At 74.6% G+C, this 21333-nt stretch carries 21 protein-coding genes and 1 pseudogene; 15 read left to right on the plus strand and 7 right to left on the minus strand.

The window, feature by feature from the left end:
- The first annotated feature begins 354 nt into the window (after positions 1 to 354).
- Entirely contained in the window at positions 355 to 1044 is a 690-nt protein-coding gene (locus KSE_RS28095; protein WP_014138750.1) for a YveK family protein, read from the plus strand.
- Complete coding sequence (locus KSE_RS28100; RefSeq protein ID WP_051055402.1) at positions 1041 to 2222, plus strand: GNAT family N-acetyltransferase; 1182 nt, start codon at positions 1041 to 1043, stop codon at positions 2220 to 2222. Before KSE_RS28095 ends, KSE_RS28100 begins: the two co-directional genes overlap by 4 nt.
- Here the strand turns inward: KSE_RS28100 and KSE_RS28105 are convergent.
- Positions 2199 to 3281 carry a glycoside hydrolase family 26 protein gene (locus tag KSE_RS28105; protein ID WP_014138752.1) on the minus strand — a complete coding sequence of 361 codons (1083 nt, stop codon included), beginning with the start codon at positions 3279 to 3281 and terminating at the stop codon, positions 2199 to 2201. The two genes, KSE_RS28100 and KSE_RS28105, sit on opposite strands and share 24 nt — an antisense overlap.
- A gap of 105 nt (positions 3282 to 3386) precedes the next feature.
- Entirely contained in the window at positions 3387 to 4274 is an 888-nt protein-coding gene (gene ypfJ, locus KSE_RS28110; protein WP_014138753.1) for a KPN_02809 family neutral zinc metallopeptidase, read from the minus strand.
- 199 nt (positions 4275 to 4473) lie between these two features.
- On the opposite strand from ypfJ, the gene KSE_RS28115 reads away from it, so the two are divergent.
- The 9 genes from KSE_RS28115 to KSE_RS28155 all read left to right on the plus strand — a co-directional run bounded on the left by KSE_RS28115 (position 4474) and on the right by KSE_RS28155 (position 11200).
- Positions 4474 to 5367 (plus strand): PQQ-binding-like beta-propeller repeat protein, encoded by an 894-nt coding sequence (locus KSE_RS28115; protein ID WP_014138754.1) that lies wholly within the window; start codon positions 4474 to 4476, stop codon positions 5365 to 5367.
- A gap of 117 nt (positions 5368 to 5484) precedes the next feature.
- Positions 5485 to 7083, plus strand: coding sequence for an ABC-F family ATP-binding cassette domain-containing protein (locus tag KSE_RS28120; protein ID WP_014138755.1), 1599 nt, complete (start codon positions 5485 to 5487; stop codon positions 7081 to 7083).
- Between the two features lie 396 nt (positions 7084 to 7479).
- Positions 7480 to 7713, plus strand: coding sequence for a helix-turn-helix domain-containing protein (locus tag KSE_RS28125; RefSeq protein ID WP_014138756.1), 234 nt, complete (start codon positions 7480 to 7482; stop codon positions 7711 to 7713).
- 239 nt (positions 7714 to 7952) lie between these two features.
- A complete protein-coding gene (locus KSE_RS28130) occupies positions 7953 to 8753 on the plus strand; it encodes an enoyl-CoA hydratase/isomerase family protein (RefSeq protein ID WP_014138757.1) in 801 nt (266 codons plus the stop codon).
- Positions 8754 to 8892: 139 nt separating this feature from the next.
- Positions 8893 to 9372, plus strand: a complete 480-nt coding sequence (locus KSE_RS28135; RefSeq protein WP_014138758.1) for an Asp23/Gls24 family envelope stress response protein — start codon at positions 8893 to 8895, stop codon at positions 9370 to 9372.
- Positions 9373 to 9433: 61 nt separating this feature from the next.
- Entirely contained in the window at positions 9434 to 9625 is a 192-nt protein-coding gene (locus KSE_RS28140; RefSeq protein ID WP_014138759.1) for a hypothetical protein, read from the plus strand.
- The gene (locus KSE_RS28145) at positions 9625 to 9957 is read left to right on the plus strand and encodes a hypothetical protein (RefSeq protein ID WP_014138760.1); all 333 of its coding nucleotides are present in this window, start codon (positions 9625 to 9627) and stop codon (positions 9955 to 9957) included. The genes KSE_RS28140 and KSE_RS28145 overlap by 1 nt, the downstream gene beginning before the upstream one ends.
- Before the next feature lie 89 nt (positions 9958 to 10046).
- Positions 10047 to 10568, plus strand: coding sequence for a DUF6286 domain-containing protein (locus tag KSE_RS28150; RefSeq protein WP_051055404.1), 522 nt, complete (start codon positions 10047 to 10049; stop codon positions 10566 to 10568).
- Positions 10565 to 11200, plus strand: coding sequence for an Asp23/Gls24 family envelope stress response protein (locus KSE_RS28155; protein ID WP_014138762.1), 636 nt, complete (start codon positions 10565 to 10567; stop codon positions 11198 to 11200). Before KSE_RS28150 ends, KSE_RS28155 begins: the two co-directional genes overlap by 4 nt.
- Before the next feature lie 30 nt (positions 11201 to 11230).
- Here the strand turns inward: KSE_RS28155 and KSE_RS28160 are convergent, their stop codons facing one another.
- The 3 genes and pseudogenes from KSE_RS28160 to KSE_RS45040 form a co-directional block, all read right to left on the minus strand.
- A complete protein-coding gene (locus KSE_RS28160; RefSeq protein ID WP_014138763.1) occupies positions 11231 to 11986 on the minus strand; it encodes an SDR family oxidoreductase in 756 nt (251 codons plus the stop codon).
- 58 nt (positions 11987 to 12044) lie between these two features.
- Entirely contained in the window at positions 12045 to 13070 is a 1026-nt protein-coding gene (locus KSE_RS45030; RefSeq protein ID WP_407927475.1) for a right-handed parallel beta-helix repeat-containing protein, read from the minus strand.
- 66 nt (positions 13071 to 13136) lie between these two features.
- Positions 13137 to 13604: pseudogene (locus KSE_RS45040) on the minus strand (carbohydrate binding domain-containing protein); the annotation flags it as partial.
- A 128-nt stretch (positions 13605 to 13732) separates the two neighbouring features.
- Here KSE_RS45040 and KSE_RS28170 point away from each other — a divergent pair.
- Positions 13733 to 16033 (plus strand): SpoIIE family protein phosphatase, encoded by a 2301-nt coding sequence (locus tag KSE_RS28170; RefSeq protein WP_033258708.1) that lies wholly within the window; start codon positions 13733 to 13735, stop codon positions 16031 to 16033.
- A 6-nt stretch (positions 16034 to 16039) separates the two neighbouring features.
- On the opposite strand, the gene KSE_RS28175 is transcribed toward KSE_RS28170, so the two are convergent.
- Both KSE_RS28175 and KSE_RS28180 read right to left on the minus strand, forming a co-directional pair.
- A complete protein-coding gene (locus KSE_RS28175; RefSeq protein ID WP_014138766.1) occupies positions 16040 to 16831 on the minus strand; it encodes an SURF1 family cytochrome oxidase biogenesis protein in 792 nt (263 codons plus the stop codon).
- A gap of 31 nt (positions 16832 to 16862) precedes the next feature.
- Positions 16863 to 17852 (minus strand): DEDDh family exonuclease, encoded by a 990-nt coding sequence (locus tag KSE_RS28180; protein WP_014138767.1) that lies wholly within the window; start codon positions 17850 to 17852, stop codon positions 16863 to 16865.
- 135 nt (positions 17853 to 17987) lie between these two features.
- On the opposite strand from KSE_RS28180, the gene KSE_RS28185 reads away from it, so the two are divergent.
- From KSE_RS28185 to KSE_RS28195, 3 genes are all read left to right on the plus strand, one after another.
- Positions 17988 to 19031: a zinc-dependent alcohol dehydrogenase family protein gene (locus tag KSE_RS28185; protein ID WP_014138768.1), complete on the plus strand. Its 1044-nt coding sequence runs from the start codon at positions 17988 to 17990 to the stop codon at positions 19029 to 19031.
- Positions 19032 to 19265: 234 nt separating this feature from the next.
- Positions 19266 to 19643 (plus strand): DUF485 domain-containing protein, encoded by a 378-nt coding sequence (locus KSE_RS28190; RefSeq protein ID WP_014138769.1) that lies wholly within the window; start codon positions 19266 to 19268, stop codon positions 19641 to 19643.
- Entirely contained in the window at positions 19640 to 21247 is a 1608-nt protein-coding gene (locus tag KSE_RS28195; protein WP_014138770.1) for a solute symporter family protein, read from the plus strand. The genes KSE_RS28190 and KSE_RS28195 overlap by 4 nt, the downstream gene beginning before the upstream one ends.
- Positions 21248 to 21333 lie beyond the last annotated feature (86 nt).

Here is a 21333-nt window from a genome sequence, read left to right on the forward strand (position 1 = left end):
CGAGCCCGCCGCCACCCCGGACGGCGGGGGCCCGCGTCCGGCGGTGAGCGCCCCCGAGCCCGCTCGGCCTGCCCAGCCCGCCGCGAAGCCGGTCGCGAAGCCCGCCGGGTCCGCCAAGTCGGCCAATCCCGCCGCCAATCCCGTCGGGTCCGTGCCGCCCGCTCGGCGGGCGGGGCGGAAGGGCGGAGCCCGGCGCGGGGCGGGCGGGCGGCCCTAGCCCCGCGCCGCCCCGACCCACCGACCCACCGTCCCGCCCCGCCCGGCCGCCCGGCCGCGATCCGCTCCCCGGCCTCCGGCGGCCGCCGCGCCGCGCACTGACGTCCGTTCACCCCTACGACCTCTCTGGAGTCACCGATGCCCGAACCACGCCGCAGCGCCCGCGCGCTGGCCCGCCGCTGGTGGCCGCTGGCCGTCGCCGTCCCGCTCGGTGCGGTGGCGGGGGCCGGCTACGCCGCCGTCTCGCACCCGAGTTACGCCGCCAGCTCGTACGTGGTGGTGGTCCCGAACACCCCCGGCGAGAACTCGACCGCCGTCAACTTCGCGCAGGCGTACGGCCGGTTGACCGGCCAGCCGCAGGTGCTGATCGGTGCCGCCGCCGAGACCGGCCACACGGTGGCCGTGCTGTCGGGGCTGGTGCGCGGCACCACCTCGCCGGACGCGCCGATGATCGAGATCACCGGTACCGGCGCCCGGGGCGGGGAGGCGGTGAGGAACGCCGACGCGGTCGCCAAGTCGCTGATCGCGTTCGGCAACGCCAGCAGCAAGGAGACCGGCGTCCGGCTGGTCCCGCTGGCGCCCGCCGCCGAGCCGGACGCGCCCGCCTCGCCGTCCGCCGCCCTGGACACCGGGGTCGGCGCGGCCGCCGGCGTGCTGCTCGGCACGCTGGCGATGCTCACCCGCCGCAAGGACGGCCCGGCGGTCCGGGCCGAACTCCCCGCCCAGCCCGCGCCGGAGCCCGCCGCCCAGGCCGGCCCCAAGGCCGAGCAGCGCGCCGAGCAGCGCGTCGAGCGGCAGGCCGAGCAGCAGCCGGTGGCGGCCCGGTGAAGCTCCGCCAGCGGTCCGTGCCCGGCCCCCGGGTGCCCGCCCAGCCGCCCCGGTCGGCGGCCGACCGGGAGCGGTGGACGGCCGAGGTGCTGCGGGCCGACGACGCCCTCGACCGGGTCGCCGACGAGTGGGACGGCCTGCACCGCCGCTGCGCCACCGCGACCGCCTTCCAGGCCGCGCCCTGGCTGCGCTCCTGGTGGCGCGGCTACGGCCGTCCCGGCGCGCTGGTGCTGGTGCTGGTCCGCCGCGACGGGCGGCTGGTCGGTGCCGCCGCGCTGCGCCGCCGCGGCCCGTTCGGCGGTCTGACCAACCTGGGTGCCGGGCTGGTCGACTTCACCGACGTGCTGCTCGACGACGACTGCGCGGACCGGGCCGCCGCCGAGCTGGCCGCCGCCCTCCCGCTGCGCCGCTTCTGGCACAGCCTGGAGCTGCGCGAGGTGCACCCCTCGGCCGCCGTGCAGCGGGTGTACGCGCACTGGCGCGGCCGCCGGCACCGGTACGCCGACTCGCTCTGCCAGTACCTGCCGGCCGTCGAGATGGACGAGCTGCTGAAGCGGCTGCCCGGCAAGACCGCCCAGCGGACCAGGGTCAAGCTCCGCAAGATCGCCAAGGCCGGGGTGCTGGTGCACTCCGCGACCGCCGACGAGGTCCCGGAGACGGTCGCCGAGCTGCTGCGGCTGCACACCGTCCAGTGGCAGGACCGCGGGGTCACCCCGGAGCACCGCACCGCGCGCTTCGCCGCGCACCTGACCGAGTCGACCACCGGCCTGGTGGCGACCGGGCGGGCGGCCATACACCGGTTCGAGCTGGACGGCGAGGTGGTGGCGGTGAACCTGGTGATCCTGGGCGCCCAGTTCGGCGGCCTCTACATGTACGGCGCGCACCCGAAGCTGCGCGACAAGGTGGACATCGCGGGGATGCTGTTCAACGCCGCCCTGGACGAGGCCCGGGCCGCCGGGATACCGCAGTTGAGCCTGTTGCGCGGCCAGGAGCCGTACAAGCAGCGCTGGCGGCCCGACCGGCTGCACAACCAGCGCCTGGTGCTCGGCCCGGGCCGGCTGGCCCCCGCCGCCGCCGTCCGCGCGCTGCGGGTCCGGGCCCGGAACGCCGCCGTCCACCTGCTGCGCACCCGGATGCCGCGGCTGAAGGACGCGCTAGCGCAGCGCCGACTGCGGTGAGGTCCTCACCGGCCCGACGGCGCCGGAGGAGCCCGCCATCAGCTGCTTGTAGACCGTCGCCGACCTCGGGTTGTCCTTGCACTGCCAGAAGCCGTGCGGGCAGTAGTCGGTGACGGTCTGGTAGGCGGTGTCGTGGGTGCGCATCCACTCCAGCATCCGCCGGACGAACTCCGGGTTGTCGCCGTTGCGGAACAGCCCCCACTCCGGGTAGGAGACCGGCTTGCCGCGCTTGGCGGCGAACTCCACCTGGTCCTGCAGCCCGTACGGCTCCGCGACGTACTCGTCGAAGGTGCCGCCGGCGGGCTGGTCGTAGCTGTCCATGCCGATGATGTCGACCACGTCGTCGCCGGGGTAGCAGCGGGTCCAGGGGATCGCGTCCAGCCCGCGGGTGGGGGTGAAGTCGAAGGAGAAGCGCTGCCCGGGCACCGAGCGCATCACGCCGACGATCCGCCGCCAGTACGCCTTCCAGGCCGCCGGGTCCGGCTTGCAGCGCGAGGTGTAGGTGACGCCGTTCATCTCCCAGCCCAGGGTGATGACGGTGTCGCCGCCGCCGAACGCCACCAGCTTCCGGGCGAGCCGCAGGAAGTGCTGGTCGAACTCGCCCTGGTTGCCGCGGGCCAGCAGCCGGGCGACCTCGGCGTCCGGCACGTTGCCCTCGTTCGGGACGAGCATCGGCACGCCCAGCACCAGCCGCCGCCCCGGGTCGGACTGCCGCCACTGCGACCACAGGCCGAGCACCATCGGCTCGCCCTCGATGTCCTGCCAGCCGTTGCCCGCCAGGTAGGTGTGCCCGACCTGCATGTTGGCGTTGTTCAGCCAGGACGCCATCCGCGCGATGTTCGGGATGTAGTTGTCCCAGGAGCCGACGAACGCCCCGAACGGCACCTCGTGCATCGCCCGCTGCACCACCGGCCGGGGCGCCGCCCCGCGCGGCTGCACCGCGTCCGAGGAGAGCGCCGCGTGGCGCTCGGTCTGGCTGAGCGGGGTGCCGGACGGCACGCTCGCGGTGGTCACCAGCAGCAGCGCGGCCGCGGCCAGGGTCAGGCGGCCGAGACGCATGGGATCTCCGTACGGGTGCGGGGAGTGATTCCGGCCCCAGGAGCCTAGCCTGACGAACTGTCAGAAATGCCCCATGTCACCCCAACGGGTCAACCCGGTGGCGGATCAGCCGAAGGTGTCGCAGGCGGCCGGGTCGCCGGTCCGGTAGCCGGTGGTGAACCACTGCTGGCGCTGCGCCGCCGAGCCGTGCGTCCAGGTCTCCGGGTTGGTCCGCCCGGTGGCCCGCCGCTGGATCCGGTCGTCGCCCACCGACTGGGCGGCGTCCAGCGCCAGCGCGATGTCCTGGTCGGTCAGCCGGGTGATCAGCGGCCGGCCGGTGGACGGCTGCGGGGTGGTGGTGGCGTGGTGCGTCCACACCCCCGCGTAGCAGTCGGCCTGGAGCTCCAGCTTGACCGAGGCGCTGTTCGCGCCCTGCCGGTCGGTGCCGACCCGGTCCATGGTGCCCAGCAGGTTCTGCACGTGGTGCCCGTACTCGTGCGCCACCACGTACGCCTCGGCGAACGGGCCGCCCTGGGCGCCCAGTTGCCTGGTCATGTCGTCGAAGAAGCCCAGGTCGAAGTAGGCCTTGCGGTCGCCGGGGCAGTAGAACGGCCCGACCGCCGAGGTCGCGGTGCCGCAGGCGGTGGCCACCCGGTCGGTGAACAGCACGGTGGGCGCCTGGACGTACTCGCGGCCGCGGGCGGCGAAGTCGCCCTGCCAGTACGCCTGGACGCTGTTGACCACGGCCAGGATCCGGCAGTCCTGCCGCTTGTTGGCGTCCGCCCCGGTCCGGCACGCCGAGCCGAGCTGGGCCGAGCTGGTGGCCTTGCCGACCGGCGGCGCGGCGGGCTGGTCGGCGGCGCCGAACAGCCCGGGGTCGACGCCGAACAGCAGGGCCACGACCAGCCCGAGCAGGCCGACCACCCCGCCGCCGATCGCCAGGCCGCCGCCGGGCACCCCGCGCCGGTCCTGGACCTGCGAGCCGTCGAGCTCCGCTTCGTCGTCGAACTGCATTCCGTCTCACCTCTGTAACAGTCGGTGGATCACCGCAGCCGTACCCTAGCCGCCCGGGGACCCTCGGCCGGTCCCGTTGCCGCGCAGGTCGGGCCGGGTCGCGTGAGGGCCGGATAAAGGTCTGGACCAAGGACACGCCAGGGGCCGCCGGGCGGTAAACCGGGGGCTGCCGTCCGTACCCGCCGGATAAACTCCGGCCGTGTCCTCCAACCCGCTGCGAAGCCTGTCGCCCCGATCGGTCCTGCCCGCCGCCGCCGTCCTGCTGGTGCTCGGCGCCGGCGCCGCGGCCCACGCCAACCGTCCCGAGCCGTTCGGCGACCGGGTGGTCCCGGGCGCGGCCGACGCCAGCCCGGTCAGCGCGCAGTCGCCCAGCCCGAGCGAGATCGACTTCCGCACCGGCCCCGGCGTGGAGGCGTACGCCAAGGCCACCGGCGAGCGGCTGTGGTCCTACCGCCGCGAGGGCGCGACCGCGCTGCACCTGGAGCTGGTCGGCGACGACGCTGCCGTGGTCTGGGACGACGGCATGGTCACCGCGGTGAACACCGCCGACCACTCGGTGCGCTGGCACCGCAGCGTCCCCGGCCTGGCCGACTGGCTGCGCGCCGACGGCGAGCCGGGCGCCGAGGCGCGCACCGAGGAGCAGCGCAAGCAGCTGACCGCGCAGCGCGCCGCCGAGGCCCTGCACCCGTCCGCGGACCGGGTCAACGACGCGTTCGTGACGGTGGTCACGCCCGGCCTGCTGATGGGCTTCCGCGAGCGCGACGGCGACCTGCGCTTCAACTCCCGCCCCCCGACCGGCTGCGCGTTCTCCCCGCAGCGCACCGCCGAGACCGACGACGCGGTGCTGGTGCCCCGGCTCTGCCCGCCCGGCAGCGGCGGCGGCGTCATGGTGTTCTCGCTCACCGACCACGGCAACTTCCTCAACACCGGCCCCGACGTGGTGATGCGCCCGCTGGACGGGCACCGGGTCTCGGTCGAGGACGGCCCGGTGATCGGCAGCTGGGTGTACGACACCGCCCTGGGCAGCCGGGAGGCGGTCTGCGGCACCGGCGGCACCCCGTTCGCGGCGGCCCGGCAGGCGTGCGACAAGTGACCGGTCTCACGGGCCCGGTGGCCGCGGCGGCCGGCGCGAAAAAGAGTTTGCCGATACTCCCGTAAACTCGGTTCCAATGGCTGAGAGCCATACCCGTGCCGAGGAGAGACCCCAGCCATGATTTCCGCGAACGCCCTGGAGCTGCGTGCCGGTGCCCGCGTCCTGATCGAGTCCGCCAGTTTCCGGATCGCCCCCGGCGACCGGATCGGCCTGGTCGGCCGCAACGGCGCGGGCAAGACCACGCTGACGAAGGTGCTGGCCGGCGAGGGCCTCCCGGCCGGCGGCTCGGTCACCTCCTCGGGCGAGGTCGGCTACCTGCCGCAGGACCCGCGCACCGGCGACCTCGACGTGCTGGCCCGGGACCGCATCCTGTCCGCCCGCGGCCTCGACACCGTGCTCAGGAAGATGCGCGAGAACGAGGAGCGGATGGCCAACGGCCAGGGCGCCACCCGCGACAACGCGATGAAGAAGTACGCCCGGCTGGAGACCGAGTTCCTCACCAAGGGCGGCTACGCCGCCGAGGCCGAGGCCGCCACCATCGCCGCCGCGCTCGGCCTGCCGGACCGCATCCTGGGCCAGCCGCTGCACACCCTCTCCGGCGGCCAGCGCCGCCGCGTCGAGCTGGCCCGGATCCTGTTCTCGGACGCCGACATCCTGCTGCTCGACGAGCCCACCAACCACCTCGACGCGGACTCGATCGTCTGGCTGCGGGACTTCCTGAAGACCTACAAGGGCGGCTTCATCGTCATCTCGCACGACGTCGACCTGGTCGAGACGGTCGTCAACAAGGTCTTCTACCTGGACGCCAACCGCGCCGCCATCGACATCTACAACATGGGCTGGAAGCAGTACCAGCAGCAGCGCGAGGACGACGAGAAGCGCCGCAAGCGCGAGCGCGCCAACGCCGAGAAGAAGGCCGCGACGCTGAACGCGCAGGCCGACAAGATGCGCGCCAAGGCGACCAAGACGGTCGCCGCGCAGAACATGGCCCGCCGCGCCGAGAAGCTGCTCTCCGGCCTGGAGCAGGCCCGGGTCTCCGACAAGGTCGCCAAGCTGCGCTTCCCCGACCCGGCCCCGTGCGGCAAGACCCCGATGACCGCCGCCGGCCTGTCCAAGTCGTACGGCTCGCTGGAGATCTTCACCGACGTCGACCTGGCGATCGACCGCGGCTCCAAGGTCGTCGTGCTCGGCCTGAACGGCGCGGGCAAGACCACCCTGCTGCGGATGCTGGCCGGGGTGGAGAAGCCGGACACCGGCGAGGTGATCCCCGGCCACGGCCTGAAGATCGGCTACTACGCCCAGGAGCACGAGACGCTCGACCCGGAGCGCAGCGTGCTGGAGAACATGCGCTCCGCCGCGCCGGACACCGACCTGGTGCAGATCCGCAAGATCCTCGGCTCGTTCCTGTTCTCCGGCGACGACGTCGACAAGCCGGCCGGCGTGCTCTCCGGCGGCGAGAAGACCCGCCTGGCGCTGGCCACCCTGGTGGTCTCCAGCGCGAACGTGCTGCTGCTCGACGAGCCCACCAACAACCTCGACCCGGCCAGCCGCGAGGAGATCCTCGGCGCGCTGCGCTCCTTCACCGGCGCGGTCGTGCTGGTCACCCACGACGAGGGCGCGGTCGAGGCGCTCCAGCCGGAGCGGATCATCCTGCTCCCGGACGGCGTCGAGGACCTGTGGAGCCCGGCCTACCACGACCTGGTCTCGCTGGCCTGACCCCCCGGCCGGCCGCCTCCCCGGCCCGAGGGCCCCGGCCGGCCACCTCCCGGCCCGCTCCGGGCCACCGCGCGGACCTCGCGCGTAGACGCGGGGTCCGCTTTCGGTACGAGGGGAACTCGTCCCGCGTCGATCACGGGAACACCGGGACGGCCCCGGCGGTTCTTCCTGTCGGAGCGCGCGGTTTGCCCGCTGACGGTCCGGGCTGAGCAGCGGATTCGCTCAGGGGAGCGAATCGCGGAGGGGCGCGCACACCCTCCGTGAGCGCCCTGGTGCGGAGCGCGCACCACCGCCCGCGCCCGCTTTCCGGCGACCGACCTTGTCGAATGGGTGGCCAGGAGCCTTGCTATGGGTGATCATGGGATTCTGACCGATCACCTCTACGAGGAGGCACGGGTGGCCGAGACTCTGAAAAAGGGCAGCCGGGTAACAGGTGCGGCGCGTGAGAAGCTCGCGGCCGATCTCAAGAAGAAGTACGACTCCGGGGCGAGCATCCGCGCCCTCGCGGAGGAGACGGGCCGGTCCTACGGCTTCGTCCACCGCATGCTCAGCGAGTCCGGGGTCAACCTCCGGGGTCGCGGCGGTGCCACCCGCGGCAAGGGCAAGGCCGCTGCCGCCGCCGGTTCCTGACGGGGCGTCACTCCGGGCGGGCGGCATCCGAGCAGCCTCGGCCGCCCGCGCCACACCAGCGCGCTGCTCGCCACGCACGACGCTCCACAACGGATCGGCGGCCGGGACCTCCCGAGCCGCCGACCGCCGTTTCCGGGCCCGGGCCGCCGTCCCTGTACGCGCGCCGAAGGCTTTGTTACTCTCCAGTAGCTCGTCGGGGTCGGCGGGCGCCCCTCCCCGCCGCTGGAAGGTAACCCGCCATGAGCACCGACATCCCCGACGCCGACCGCACCGCCTGGGAGAAGGCCGGCGTCCGCCTGGAGCTGGACGGCGAGCTGGCCACCGTCACCCTCTGTGACCCGGCCCGCCGCAACGCCCAGACCCCCGCGATGTGGCGGGCCCTCGCCGCGGTCGGCCGCGCGCTGCCCGGCGACGTCCGGGTCGTCCTGCTCACCGCCGAGGGCAGTTCCTTCTCGGCCGGCCTCGACCGCGCCATGTTCACCCCCGAGGGCATCCCCGGCGAGACCGGCTTCCTGCGGCTGGCCGCCTCCACCGACGCCGAACTCGACGCCGCGATCGCCTCCTACCAGGCGGCCTTCACCTGGTGGCGCCGCAACGACCTGGTCACCATCGCCGCCGTCCGCGGCCACGCGGTCGGCGCCGGCTTCCAGCTCGCCCTCGCCTGCGACCTGCGGGTCGTCGCCGAGGACGTCCAGTTCGCGATGAAGGAGACCGCGCTCGGCCTCGTCCCCGACCTGGCCGGCACCAAGCCGCTCACCGAACTCGTCGGCTACGCCCGGGCCCTGGAGATCTGCGCGACCGGCCGCCGGGTCGGCGCCGAGGAGGCCGTCGCCACCGGCCTCGCCAACCTCGCCGTCCCCGCCGCCGACCTCGACGCCGCGGCCGCCGACCTCGCCGCCGCCCTGCTGGCCGCCCCGCGCGCCGCCGTGATCGAGACCAAGGCCCTGCTGCGCGGCGCGATCGACCGCAGCTACGACCAGCAGCGGGCCGCCGAGCGCGAGGCCCAGGCGCGCCGGCTCCGGGACCTCGCCGGGATGTAGCGGCGGCGGCCCGCCGGAGGTGCGGACGCGGGGCGGACGGCCCCCCGTTCGCACCTTCTTGCCATGCGCTCCGCGTGGCTGAATGCCAGGGTTGGGGTGATTTGCGATATAGCTGGTGTCGAACGTCAGGAGACCCGAGATGACGCAGCAGCCCCACACCCCCACCCCCGCCGACCTCCAGAAGAACGCGACCGACAGCCAGTCCGGCGGCGAGCGCGGCCGCACGGCGCTCGCCGTCGGAGTGGTCGAGAAGATCGCCGGCATGGCGGCCCGCGAGGTCTCCGGGATCCACGCCCTCGGCTCCGGGTTCTCCCGGACCTTCGGCGCGATGCGGGACCGGGTACCGGGCTCGAAGTCCAGCGTGGGGCGCGGGATCAAGGCCGAGGTCGGCGAGAAGCAGACCGCCATCGACATCGCGCTGGTGGTCGAGTACGGGGTGGTGATCCCCAGGCTGGCCGGCGAGGTGCGGGCCAACATCATCGAGGCGGTCGAGCGGATGACCGGCCTGGAGGTGGTCGAGGTGAACATCTCCGTGAACGACGTCCACCTGCCCGACGAGCCCGACGAGGAGGACGAGGAGGAGACCCCGTCCTCCGGGAAGCGCCCCCGGGTGCAGTGACCCGCGCGCAGTGCAGTCTTGACCGTCCCGAGAGCCGAGCAGGATCGCGAAGGAGCAGTGGATGAACCTGGCGTTGGTGGGCCTGCTCGTGGGCATGGCCCTCGGCTTCGCCGGATACTTCGGCGGTTTCGCCGCGTTCCTGCTGGTGGCGGTGCTCGGGGCGGTCGGCTTCGTGGTCGGGCGGCTGATCGAGGGGGACATCGAACTCGGTGACCTCGGCGACCTGCTGCGCGGCCGGGACCGGCGGCGCTGATGGACCGGCCGGGGGTGGTCGCGCAGCGCGGCGGCGAGCGGGTCGCGGACCGGGTCTACCGGCGGATCGCGGCCAAGGCCGCCGCCGACGCGCTCGCCCCGGCCTGGCTGGGCCGGCCCGGCCGGGGCCCGTACCCGAAGGTCTCGGCGCTGCTCTCGCACGGCCGGGTCCGACTCACCCTGCACCTGGAACTGCCGTTCCCGTCCGACGTCGGCGCGCTCTCCCGGAGCGCCCGGGACGCGGCCTGCCGGACCGTCACCGAGCTCACCGGCACGCCGGTGACCGGCGCCGACGTGATCGTCGACCGGCTGCACCCGGCGGCCGCCGGATGACCGCGGCCCAACCGGCGCCGGAGCCGGTGGAAGCACCCCGACGGCCGCCGCGGCGCGGGGCCGGCCGGTGGCTGCGCTCGGAGCGGGCGGTGCCGACCGCGCTGGTGGTCGCGGTGCTGCTGGTGGCCTCCGGGACGCTGCTGTACGACGTGGTCGCGGTGCGGGCCGGCGGACAGGCCAGGCCGTGGCGGCGGGAGCTGTCCGAGCAGCTGGCCACCCGGCACCTGGACGACCCGTGGGTGCTCGGCATCGCGGGCGGCACCGCCGCGCTCGGCCTGCTGCTGCTCTGGCTGGCGTGCGCCCGCGGCCTGCGCGGCTGGCTCGCGCTGGAGCCGCGCGGCGCCGCGATCCACCGCAGCGCGGTCGCCGCGCTGATCGCCGGCCGCGCCCGGCAGCGCGCCGACGTGCACTCCTGGCAGGTGAAGACCGGCCGGCGGCGCACCCGGGTCACCCTGACCGGCACCACCGACCCGGCCGGCGCCGAACGCGAGCTGCGCGCCGAACTCGCCCGGATCCCGCTGGCCGCGCCGCACCGGCTGGACGTCCGCACCCGGCCCGTCCACGAACGCCACCGCCGCCGGGATCTCGCCGAGCTGGAGCCGCCCCGATGAGCCGACGCGCCGTCAACCGCACCGTCCTGGGCCTGGTCGGGCTCGGCCTGCTGGCCGGCGGGGCGCTGGTGCTGCTCGGCGGGCTCGACGCCTACCGGCACCTCGGGATCACCCCGCCCGACTGGTGGCCGCTCACCTCGCCCGACCAGCCGGTGCTCAGCGCCGAGAGCCGCACCCGCTGGGCCGACCGCGACTGGTGGTGGCCGGTGGCGATCGCCGTCCCCGCGCTGGTGATCGCCGGCTGCCTGTGGTGGCTGTTCGCCCAGCTGCGCCGCGGCGGCCCGGCCGGCGTCGACCTGCCCTCGCCCGCCGCGCCCGGCGAGCCGCACTTCGCGCTGCACGTGCGCAGCCGGGCCGTCGAGGAGGCGGTCGAGACCGAGACGGTCGCGCTCCCGGACGTCGACCGGGTCAGCGTCAAGGTGGTCGGCGCGGCCCGCCGCCCCCGGGTCCGCACCGCCGTCCGGCTGGCCCCCGGCGCCGACACCGGCGCCCTGGTCGCCGCCTACGGCGCCGGCCCGGTCGAGCACGCCCGCCGCTCGCTCGGGCTGGCCGCGCTCCCCGCCGAGCTGCGGCTGCGCGGCGGCAAGCCGCGCCGGGAGCGGAGCGCGAAGAAGCCGCCCCGGGTGCGCTGACCGGCGCGGCCCGGGGCGGCGGGGGTTCGTTCAGAGGCCGCGGATGGCGCCGCCGTCGACCGGGAGCATCAGGCCGGTGAGGTAGGAGGCGGCGGGGGAGAGCAGGAAGGCTGCGGCCCGGCCGAACTCCTCCGGGGTGCCGTAGCGGCGCAGCGGGATGCCGGCGGCGGCGGCCTCGCGGGCGGCGGCCGGGTCGGGGGCGAGGGCGTCGAGTTCGCGGACCCGGTCGGTGTCGATCCGGCCGGGCAGCAGGCCGAGGACTCGGATGCCGCGCGGGCCGAGCTCGTCGGCGAGGGTCTTGGCGGCCATCGCCAGGCCGGGGCGCAGGCCGTTGGAGACGCCGAGGCCGGGGATCGGCTGGCGGACCGAGGTGGAGAGCACGAAGGCGATCACGCCCCCGGCCGGGAGCTGTCCGGCGGCGGTCCTGGCCAGCCGCAGCGCGCCGAGGAAGACCGAGTCGAAGGCGTCCCGCCACGCCTCGTCGGTGGCGGTGGCGACCGGGCCCGCGCTGGGGCCGCCGACGCTGATCAGGATGCCGTCGAAGCCGCCGAAGCGCTCGCGGGCGGCGTCGACCAGGCGCTGCGGGGTGGCCGGGTCGGCGTTGTCGGCGCCGACGCCGTGGGCGTTCGGCCCGAGGGCGTCGGCGGCGGCTTCGGCGGCCGCGCCGGTGCGGCCGGTGACGATCACTCTGGCGCCTTCGTCGACGAGCTGTCGCGCGGTGGCGTGGCCGAGTCCCCGGGTCGCGCCGGTGACCACGTACACCCTGTCCTTGAGTCCGAGATCCATGCCGACCATTGTCGCCGGTCGGCACGGATCCCGGGCCAGGGGGCGTGGGGGCTGTGGGTCAGCCCACCGGCACGCCGGGGTTGACCAGGGCGGTGCCGCCGGTGACGGTGTTGTCGGCGGTGACGGTGGTGGGGCAGTCGGCGGAGTAGTTGGTGACGTCGATCGCGTACTTGGCGGTGTTGCTCCCGCTCGCGCCGGTCAGGTCGGAGGTGTTGCCGCGGAAGACGGTGCCGCAGCCCCAGCCGGGCTGCTGGGTGTGGGTCTGGTAGCCGTCGTTCATGGTGCGGACGCCGGTGTTGTTCTCGATGGTGTAGCCGTTGCCCTTCACGTCGACCCAGGAGTCGTCGTAGTTGACGTTGGTCAGGCCGTTGCCGTCGAAGCGGTTGCCGGAGACCAGGCCGCCGGTGGTGCCCTCCTTGAGGTCGATGTTCTCGCCGCCGATGTTCGGGCCGATCGTGTTGTCCAGGATCTGCACGTGGTCGCTCCTGTCGGTGAGCGTGTTGGCGGTGCCGACGTACACGCCCTCGCCCTTGCCGTCGTGCGCGGTGCCGGTGTCGCGGACGGTGGAGCCGCGCAGCACGCCGTAGCTGGAGGAGTTGCGGAAGTGCACGCCCTCCATCGTGGTGTGGTGCACGGTCACGCCGTCGAGCACCACGTGGTCGGAGGCGTCGACCATGATGCCCTTCTGGGCGTTGGTGACGGTGATGCCCCGGACGGTCCAGTACGGGGCGTTGGCCAGCGACAGGCCGTAGCCGCCGCCGGTGGCGGTGGTCAGCACGGCGTTCGGGGAGCCGGTCAGGGTGATCGGGGCGGCGGCGGTGCCGGCCGTGGTGATCTTGAAGTTGCCGGTGTAGGTGCCGTCCGCGAGCTGGATGGTGCGGCCGGGGACGGCGGCGCTCAGCGCGGCCTGGAGCTCCTTGGCGGTGGAGACCCGGACGGTGTTGGCGGGCGTGGAGGCGGCGGGGGAGGCGGAGGGGGACGCGGAGGTCGGCGGCGCGCTGGACGGCGCGCCGGACGGGGAGGTGGAGGGCGGCGCGGTGGAGGGGGACGGGGAGGCGCTGGTGGGCGGGGGCGAGGACGGGATCGCGCCGAGCGCGGTCAGCGAGACGTCGTCGGCCTGGTAGGGGCTGCCGTACCAGCCGCTCAGCGTGACGGCGACCTGGGTGGTGGTCGGGCCGGTGGTGAAGGTGCGGGTGAGCTGCGTCCAGCCGGGGGCGTTCGCCCAGGTGGAGGTGGACACGCCGGTTCCGGCGGCGGCGAGGGTGACGTACGAGCCCTTCACCCAGGCGGTCAGGGTGTAGCCGGTGTTCGGCTGGACGGTGACGCTCTGGGTGCACGGCGCGAGGTCGGCGGAGCCCGGGACGGCGCTCAGCGCGGCGGCGCCGGAGTGTGGGGCGGTGGCGGTGGTGGCGGCGGTGCCGGCGCAGCTCCAGGGGGAGAGCGCGGCCGACTCGAAGCCGCCGTTGCCGAGGAGTTCGGTGGCCGCGCCGGCCTGGGCGGGCAGCAGCGCGAGGACGGCGCTGCCGAGGGCGAGGACGCCGGCCGCGGCGGCGGCGCGGGGGGTGCGGTGTGACATGGGGTCGCTCCGGTGTGTGGGGGAAAGAGCGGTGCGGGGCATGTGCACGGCCAATTTGGACTAGACCTTTACAGGGCGTCAATGGGTGGGCGCCGACCGGGTGTCGATGGCGCGCGGCCCGGAACCGTCCGAAGATGGGGGGACCGGACCACCCACCCGAGGTGCAGCGCATGGACAGTCGGCGGTTGCCGAACATCGACGGCGTCGCGGCGGCCCTGGTCGACGGCGACGGACGCGTCGTGGGCTGGACCGCCGCCGCCGAGCAGCTGCTCGGCCTGTCGGCCGACCAGGTCACCGGCCGCCCCGCCCGCGAGCTGCTGGCCGACCGCGCGGCCGACGCCCACGCGCTCGGCCGGCGGGCCGGCGGGGTGCGGCTGCGCACCGGCGACGGCACCCCGCTGGAGGTCGCCTACCAGGTGCTGCCGCTCTCCGGCGCGCACGGCGAGATCCGCGCCCTGGTGCTGGCCACCCCGGCCGGCACCGTCGCCCGGCGGCGCCAGGACGAGGCGTTCACCCGCGAGCTGTTCCTCCAGGACCGGATCGGCCTGGCCTTCTTCGACACCGACCTGCGGCTGCTGCGCACCAACACCCACCTGCTCCCGTACACCGGCCTGCCCGCCGACCTGGACGGGCTGCGGATGGGCGACTTCCTGCAGCCCGCCGACGCGCGGGCCACCGAGGAGATCCTGCGGAGCGTGCTGGTCAGCGGGGAGCCGGTGGTCCGCGCCGAACTGCCGGTCCGCACCCTGGAGGACCCCGACCCCGGGGTGGTGATGGAGGTCCAGGCGTTCCGGCTGCAGGCCCCCGACGGGACGCTGATCGGGGTGGCCGCGCTGTTCGGCGACGTCACCGAGCTGCACCGCTACCGGCGGCGCGCCGACGTGCTGCACCGGGCCACCGCCGCCGTCGGCGGCTCGCTCTCCGTGGTCGGCACCGCCGAGGACCTGGCCGGCGTGCTGGTGCCCGGCCTCGGCGACCGCGCCGAGGTCGACATCGCCGAGGCCGTCTTCACCGGCGACGAGCCCGCCCCCGGCGCCGACGGCCTGCTCACCGTCCGCCGCACCGCCACCGCCGGGCCGCCCGGACCCGACAGCCGCCCGCTCGGCCCGCTCGGCCGCGAACAGCTCGGCCGCCCGGCCGCCGCCACCACCGGACCGCCCGCGATGAGCGCCCCGCTGCACGCCCGCGGCGGCCCGCTCGGCCGGATCACCGTCCGCCGGGGCGAGGCCGACGGCCCGTACGAGGACGAGGACCTCGAACTGCTCCGGGAGATCGCCGCCCGGGCCGCTCTCGCGCTGGACAACGCCCGCCGCTACACCCGCGAGCACCGGGCCGCCGTCGGGCTCCAGCGCTCGCTGCTGCCGCCCGCCGAGACCACCGTGCCCGCCGCCACCACCGCCAGCGTCTACCGGCCGACCGACACCGCGACCGGCGTCGGCGGCGACTGGTTCGACGTGATCCCGCTCTCCGGCGCCCGGGTCGCCCTGGTGGCCGGCGACGTGGTCGGCCACGGCCTGCAGGCCAGCGCCACCATGGGCCGGCTGCGCACCGCCGTGCGGACTCTCGCCGACCTCGACCTGGAACCCGACGAGCTGCTCGTCCACCTCGACGACCTGGTCTCCCAGCTGGTCGTCGAGGGCAGCGAGGAGGAGCGCGAGCGCGGCGTCGCCGACCCCTCCGGGGCGACCTGCGTGTACGCCGTCTACGACCCGGTCTCCGGGATCTGCCAGACCGCCAGCGCCGGGCACCCGCCGCCCGCCCTGGTGCACCCCGACGGGCGGGTCGAGTACCTGCCGGTCAACCCCGGGCCGCCGCTCGGCGTCGGCGGACTGCCGTTCGAGGCCGTCGAGTGCGCGCTGCGCGGCGGCAGCGTGCTGGCGCTGTACACCGACGGGCTGATCGAGGGCGGCGGCAGCGGCGGCGACCTCGACGAGGGCATGGCCCAGCTCGCCGCCCGGCTCGGCGAGGCCGACCTCGGCGGCGACCTGGCCGCGGCCGGCCGGGCGATCGTCGCGGAGATGTCCACCGCCGGGCTGAGCGACGACGTCACGCTGCTGCTGGCCCGGCTGCACCCCGTGCCGCCCGCCGACACCGCCGCCTGGACCATCGACGCCGACCCGGCCGCCGTCGCCGGGGTCCGCGAGGCCGCCACCCGGACGCTGGAGGGGTGGGGTCTTGACCAGCTGGTGTTCACCACCGAGCTGGTGCTCAGCGAACTCGTCACCAACGCGATCCGGTACGCGGGCGGGCCGGTGATGGTCCGGCTGATCCGCTCCTCGGTGCTGACCTGCGAGGTCTCCGACCCCAGCGCCACTCAGCCGCGGATGCGCCGGGCCCGGCTCACCGACGAGGGCGGCCGCGGCCTCTACCTGGTCGCCCAGCTGACCGAGCGCTGGGGCAGCCGCTACACCCGCGGCGGCAAGACCATCTGGGCCGAGCAGTCCTTCGACCCGCCGCCGCTCGGCTGGTAGCGCAGCTCAGCCGGCGGCGACCAGTTCTTCCGCGGGCTCCCGCTCGGCGGCGCTCTGCTTCGCCTCGCGGCGGGCCATCACCACCAGGCCGACCGGGATCAGCGAGGTGAACAGCCACCACTGGATCGCGTACGCCATGTGCGGGCCGATGTCGGAGTGGCCCGGCTCGGCCAGCGGTTCGGGGGACGGGCCGGCGGCGGGCCGCGAGGAGGCCAGCTCCAGGTAGCCGCCGAGCACGGTGCTGCCCGCGTAGCCGGCCTGCTCGGCGGTGTTGATCACCTTGAACATCCGCTCCGGCAGGCCGCCGCGGTTCTTCACGCCCAGCGAGGCGTACGTCTCGTCGGCGCGCAGCCGGCCGGTGACGGTCACCTCGCCGGACGGCGGGGCCGGGACGTCCGGGAGGCTGGCGGCGTCCGCGCCGGACTCCACCCAGCCGCGGTTGACCAGTACCGAGCCCCTGCCGTCGGCGAGCACCAGCGGGGTCACCACGAAGTAGCCGATGGTCGAGCCGCCCGGCTCGGTGCGGCCGCGGATCACCACCTCGTGCGCGGTGTCGTAGCTGCCGGTGGCGGTCACGGTGCGCCACACCTCGCCGCCGGGGACGGACCAGCCGGGGGAGGAGAGCGCGTCGAAGGCGACCGGAGCACTGCCCAGGTTGCGGGCCACCAGGTCGTTGCGGGCCACCCGCGCCTCGTGCCGGTGGTACTGCCAGAAGCCCAGCTTGATCATGGTCGGGACCAGCACCGCGGCAACCAGCAGGATGACCGCCCAGCGCGCGGACAGCAGGAATCGGTACACACCCGGCACGCTAGCCCTCCTTACCGCGCCCTCAGGCACCGGGGTGCGGCGCGACCTCGCGCAGGAGCTGCAGGAACGCGTCCTCGCCGACCACCGGGGTGCCGTACTCGCGGGCCTTGCGGGCCTTGCCGCTCCACGAGGTCGGCTCGTTGGTGACCAGCAGGCTGGTGAGCCGGCTCACCGAGGAGGCGATGTGCAGGCCGGCCTCGGTGGCGCGGTCCTCCAGCAGCTCGCGGTCGGTGGCGGTGTCGCCGGTGATCGCCACCCGCATGCCCTGCACCAGCGGCGAGCCGTCCGCCCAGCGGCCCGGGTTCGGGTACGGGCAGGCCGGGCGCTTGCGGCTGGGGCGGTACGAGGAGCTCCACGAGCCGCGGGCCGGGCCCGCCGCCGCGGCCGGCGACTCCTCGCCGAGGTCGGTGACCGCCACGCAGGCGGTCAGCGGCAGCGGGACGCCGCCGCTGCGGGCCAGCTCCAGCGAGGGGCGGAACACCTCGGCGAGCACCCGGGCGTCGTCCAGCGCGTGGTGCGCCTGGCGCTGGCGCACGTCGAAGTGCGCGGCCAGCGAGGAGAGCTTGCCGTTGGGCAGCGGCAGTCGCAGGTCGCGGGCCAGCACCATGGTGCACAGCCGCTGCTCGACCGGGGCGCGCAGGCCGGCCCGGGAGAACTCGCGGGAGATCATGTTCCAGTCGAACAGCGCGTTGTGGGCGACCAGCACCCGGTCGCGCAGCCGCTCGGCGAACTCGGCGGCGACCTCCGGGAAGGTCGGCGCCCCGGCCAGGACCTCGCTGGTCAGGCCGTGGATCCAGACCGGGCCCGGGTCCCGCTGCGGGTTGACCAGGGTGTACCAGTGGTCGGTGATCTCGCCGTCCGGGTCGAGCTGGTAGACGCCCGCCGAGATGACCCGGTCGGAGCGGCCGAGACCGGTGGTCTCCACGTCGACCACGGCGAACCCGCGCCCGGCGTCCCCGCCGGGGCCGGTGCGCGGTGCCGGGAGCGGCGGGGGCGGGAATGGCGCGTACATAACGCACCACTTTACGGGGAACGGCGGGCGGCCCGGGACGGGATGCGGCGGGAACAGTCGGACGTGAACGTCGGCTTACAGTGGGAAAGGCGGGCGCGGACGCCCGCCGCACCCGTACGACGAAGGACTCCCCTCATGCGCGCCACCGTGATCCACGGCCCCCAGGACATCCGGATCGAGGAGGTGCCCGACCCGCGGATCGAGCGCCCCACCGACGTGGTGGTGCGGGTGCTGAACGCCTGCATCTGCGGCAGCGACCTGTGGGCCTACCGGGGCGTCGCCAAGCGGCAGGCCGGGCAGCGGATCGGGCACGAGTTCCTCGGCTTCGTCGAGGAGGCGGGCGCCGAGGTGCGCGGCTTCGCGGTCGGCGACCTGGTGGTGGCCCCGTTCGTCTGGTCGGACGGCGTGTGCGAGTACTGCCGCGAGGGCCTGCAGACCTCCTGCCCGCACGGCGGCTTCTGGGGCACCCCCGGGTCGGACGGCGGGCAGGGCGAGGCGGTCCGGGTGCCGTACGCGGACGGGACGCTGGTGAAGCTGCCCAAGGAGGCGGCCGGCGACGAGAAGCTGCTGCCCGGGCTGCTGGCGCTCTCCGACGTGATGGCGACCGGGCACCACGCGGCGGTCTCGGCCGGCGTGCGGCCCGGCGCGACGGTCGCGGTGGTCGGCGACGGCGCGGTCGGGCTGTGCGGCGTGCTGGCCGCGCACCGGCTCGGCGCGGGCCGGATCATCGCGCTCGGCCGGCACGAGGGCCGCACCGCGATCGCCCGCTCCTTCGGCGCCACCGACGTGGTGCCCGAGCGCGGCGAGGCGGCCGTCGAGGCGGTCCGCGAGCTGACCGGCGGCCAGGGCGCGCACGCCGTGCTGGAGGCGGTCGGCACCGAGGAGTCGATGCGCACCGCGCTCTCGATCGCCCGGGACGGCGGCGCGGTCGGCTACGTGGGTGTGCCGCACGGCGGCAGCGCGGGCGTGGACATCGGCCAGATGTTCAACCGGAACGTGCGGCTGGTCGGCGGCGTCGCCCCGGCCCGGGCGTACATCCCCGAGCTGCTGCCCGACGTGCTCTCCGGGGCGATCGCGCCGGGCGCGGTGTTCGACCGGACGGTGGACCTGGACGGGGTGCCGGAGGGCTACCGGGCGATGGACGAGCGGACGGCGCTGAAGGTGCGGATCGCGTTCTGACCGGGCGGTCAGAATGCCGCCAAATGCCCTGTGAACAGGGGTAATTGAAGGATCATCACACCGTGGTAGCCATAAAATGGCCGCCCCGGTGGCGTGTTCTGGTCAGTTTTCGGCCACATCGCGTGGGGGAGCTTCTCGACACCCGCTCCTGGATCTAGCATGCAGCGCACCCAACGTGACGTCACTCACGTCCATCTGATCGTCCGTCGCACCGAAGACGTCAGGAGACCCCGCGTGGCACCCCCGCCCGAGCCAGTCCCCGAATCGTTCCAACGTATCGAGGAATCCCAGGAGTTCCGGCAACTCCGCAGCTCCTTCCGGAACTTCGCATTCCCGGTCACGGCCGGATTCGTCCTCTGGTACCTGCTGTACGTCCTGCTCAGCTGCTACGCCCCCGGCTTCATGAGCACCAAGGTCGTCGGCAACATCAACCTCGCGCTGGTGCTCGGCATCCTGCAGTTCGTCAGCACCTTCGCCATCGCCGCCTGGTACGCCCGGTTCGCCGACCGGCGGCTGGACCCGCGGGCCGCCGTCATCCGCGGCCGCGCCGACGCCACGCTGCCCGCGCAGCCCGCCGACCACACCGCCGTGGCCGAGGAGGCCGCCGAATGAACCAGCTGGCCACCTCCGCGAGCGACCACCGAACCCTGATCATGTCGCTGTTCGGGGTGTTCGTCCTGGCCACCCTCGGCATCACGCTCTGGGCCGGCCGCAGCACCCGGGACGCCTCCGACTTCTACGCCGGCGGCCGGAGCTTCACCGGCTTCCAGAACGGCCTGGCGATCTCCGGCGACTACATGTCCGCCGCGTCCTTCCTCGGCATCACCGGCTCCATCGCGCTCGCCGGCTACGACGGCTTCCTCTACTCCATCGGCTTCCTGGTCGCCTGGCTGGTCGCCCTGCTGCTGGTCGCCGAACCGCTGCGCAACTCCGGCCGCTACACCATGGCCGACGTGCTGGCCTTCCGGATGCGCCAGCGCCCGGTCCGCACCGCCGCCGGCATCTCCACCATCGTGGTGTCGATCTTCTACCTGCTGGCCCAGATGGTCGGCGCCGGCTCGCTCGTCTCGCTGCTGCTCGGCGCGCAGAGCGACTCCGCCAAGCGCTGGACCATCGTCGCGGTCGGCGCGCTGATGGTGCTGTACGTCGTCATCGGCGGCATGAAGGGCACCACCTGGGTGCAGATCATCAAGGCCGTGCTGCTGATCGCCGGCGCCGGACTGATGACCGTCCTGGTGCTCGCCAAGTTCCACTTCAACCTCTCCGAACTGCTCGGCGCCGCCGCCAAGGCCAGCGGCCACGGCGACAAGTTCCTGCAACCCGGCGTCAAGTACGGCACCAACGGCACCACCAAGCTCAACTTCGTCAGCCTCGGCATCGCCCTGGTCCTCGGCACCGCCGCGCTGCCGCACATCCTGGTGCGCTTCTACACCGTGCCCACCGCGCGCACCGCCCGGAAGTCGGTGCTCTGGTCGATCGGCATCATCGGCGTCTTCTACCTGATGACCCTCGCCCTCGGCTTCGGCGCCGCCGCGCTGGTCGGCAGCAAGGCGCTGAGCGCCGACAAGTCCGGCAACACCGCCGCCCCGCTGCTCGCCGAACACCTCGGCGGCGGCGCCGGCACCACCGGCGGCGCGGTGCTGCTCGCGGTGATCTCCGCGGTCGCCTTCGCCACCATCCTGGCCGTGGTCGCCGGGCTCACCCTGGCCTCCTCGTCCTCCTTCGCCCACGACCTCTACGCCAACGTGATCCGGCGCGGCAAGGCCACCGAGAAGGAGGAGGTGGCCAGCGCCAAGCTCGCCGCCGTCGCGATCGGCGCGGTCGCCATCCTGCTGTCGATCTTCGCCGACAAGCTGAACGCCGCCGCGCTGGTCGCGCTGGCCTTCGCCGTCGCCGCCTCCGCCAACCTGCCCACCCTGCTGTACTCGCTGTTCTGGAAGCGGTTCAACACCACCGGCGCGGTCGCCTCCACCTACGCGGGCCTGATCACCTCGGTCGCCCTGGTGGTCTTCTCGCCGGTGGTCTCCGGCAACGCCAAGGCGCTGTTCCCGCACAGCTCCTTCGACTGGTTCCCGCTGGAGAACCCCGGCCTGGTCTCCATCCCGGTCGGCTTCCTGGCCGGCGTCATCGGCACCTACCTCGCCCGGGAGAAGGCCGACCCGGCGAAGTACGCCGAACTGGAGGTCCGTTCGCTCACTGGCCTCGGCGCGCACTGAGCCGTCCGCCCCGTCCCGCCAGGGCGGCGCTAAGCTGGCCCGGCCGCCGCACGGTGGCCGGGCCGGTTCTGTTTTCTTCGACCTCC

It is taken from the genome of Kitasatospora setae KM-6054 (assembly GCF_000269985.1).
Taxonomy (GTDB): Bacteria; Actinomycetota; Actinomycetes; order Streptomycetales; family Streptomycetaceae; genus Kitasatospora; species Kitasatospora setae.

Coding starts and splice junctions, on each gene's coding strand:
- KSE_RS28095 (WP_014138750.1), top strand. CDS start 355: ATGCCCGAACCACGCCGCAGCGCCCGCGCGCTGGCCCGCCGCTGGTGG.
- KSE_RS28105 (WP_014138752.1), bottom strand. CDS start 3,281: ATGCGTCTCGGCCGCCTGACCCTGGCCGCGGCCGCGCTGCTGCTGGTG.
- ypfJ (WP_014138753.1), bottom strand. CDS start 4,274: ATGCAGTTCGACGACGAAGCGGAGCTCGACGGCTCGCAGGTCCAGGAC.
- KSE_RS28120 (WP_014138755.1), top strand. CDS start 5,485: ATGATTTCCGCGAACGCCCTGGAGCTGCGTGCCGGTGCCCGCGTCCTG.
- KSE_RS28130 (WP_014138757.1), top strand. CDS start 7,953: ATGAGCACCGACATCCCCGACGCCGACCGCACCGCCTGGGAGAAGGCC.
- KSE_RS28135 (WP_014138758.1), top strand. CDS start 8,893: ATGACGCAGCAGCCCCACACCCCCACCCCCGCCGACCTCCAGAAGAAC.
- KSE_RS28140 (WP_014138759.1), top strand. CDS start 9,434: ATGAACCTGGCGTTGGTGGGCCTGCTCGTGGGCATGGCCCTCGGCTTC.
- KSE_RS28145 (WP_014138760.1), top strand. CDS start 9,625: ATGGACCGGCCGGGGGTGGTCGCGCAGCGCGGCGGCGAGCGGGTCGCG.
- KSE_RS28155 (WP_014138762.1), top strand. CDS start 10,565: ATGAGCCGACGCGCCGTCAACCGCACCGTCCTGGGCCTGGTCGGGCTC.
- KSE_RS28160 (WP_014138763.1), bottom strand. CDS start 11,986: ATGGATCTCGGACTCAAGGACAGGGTGTACGTGGTCACCGGCGCGACC.
- KSE_RS28170 (WP_033258708.1), top strand. CDS start 13,733: ATGGACAGTCGGCGGTTGCCGAACATCGACGGCGTCGCGGCGGCCCTG.
- KSE_RS28180 (WP_014138767.1), bottom strand. CDS start 17,852: ATGTACGCGCCATTCCCGCCCCCGCCGCTCCCGGCACCGCGCACCGGC.
- KSE_RS28185 (WP_014138768.1), top strand. CDS start 17,988: ATGCGCGCCACCGTGATCCACGGCCCCCAGGACATCCGGATCGAGGAG.
- KSE_RS28195 (WP_014138770.1), top strand. CDS start 19,640: ATGAACCAGCTGGCCACCTCCGCGAGCGACCACCGAACCCTGATCATG.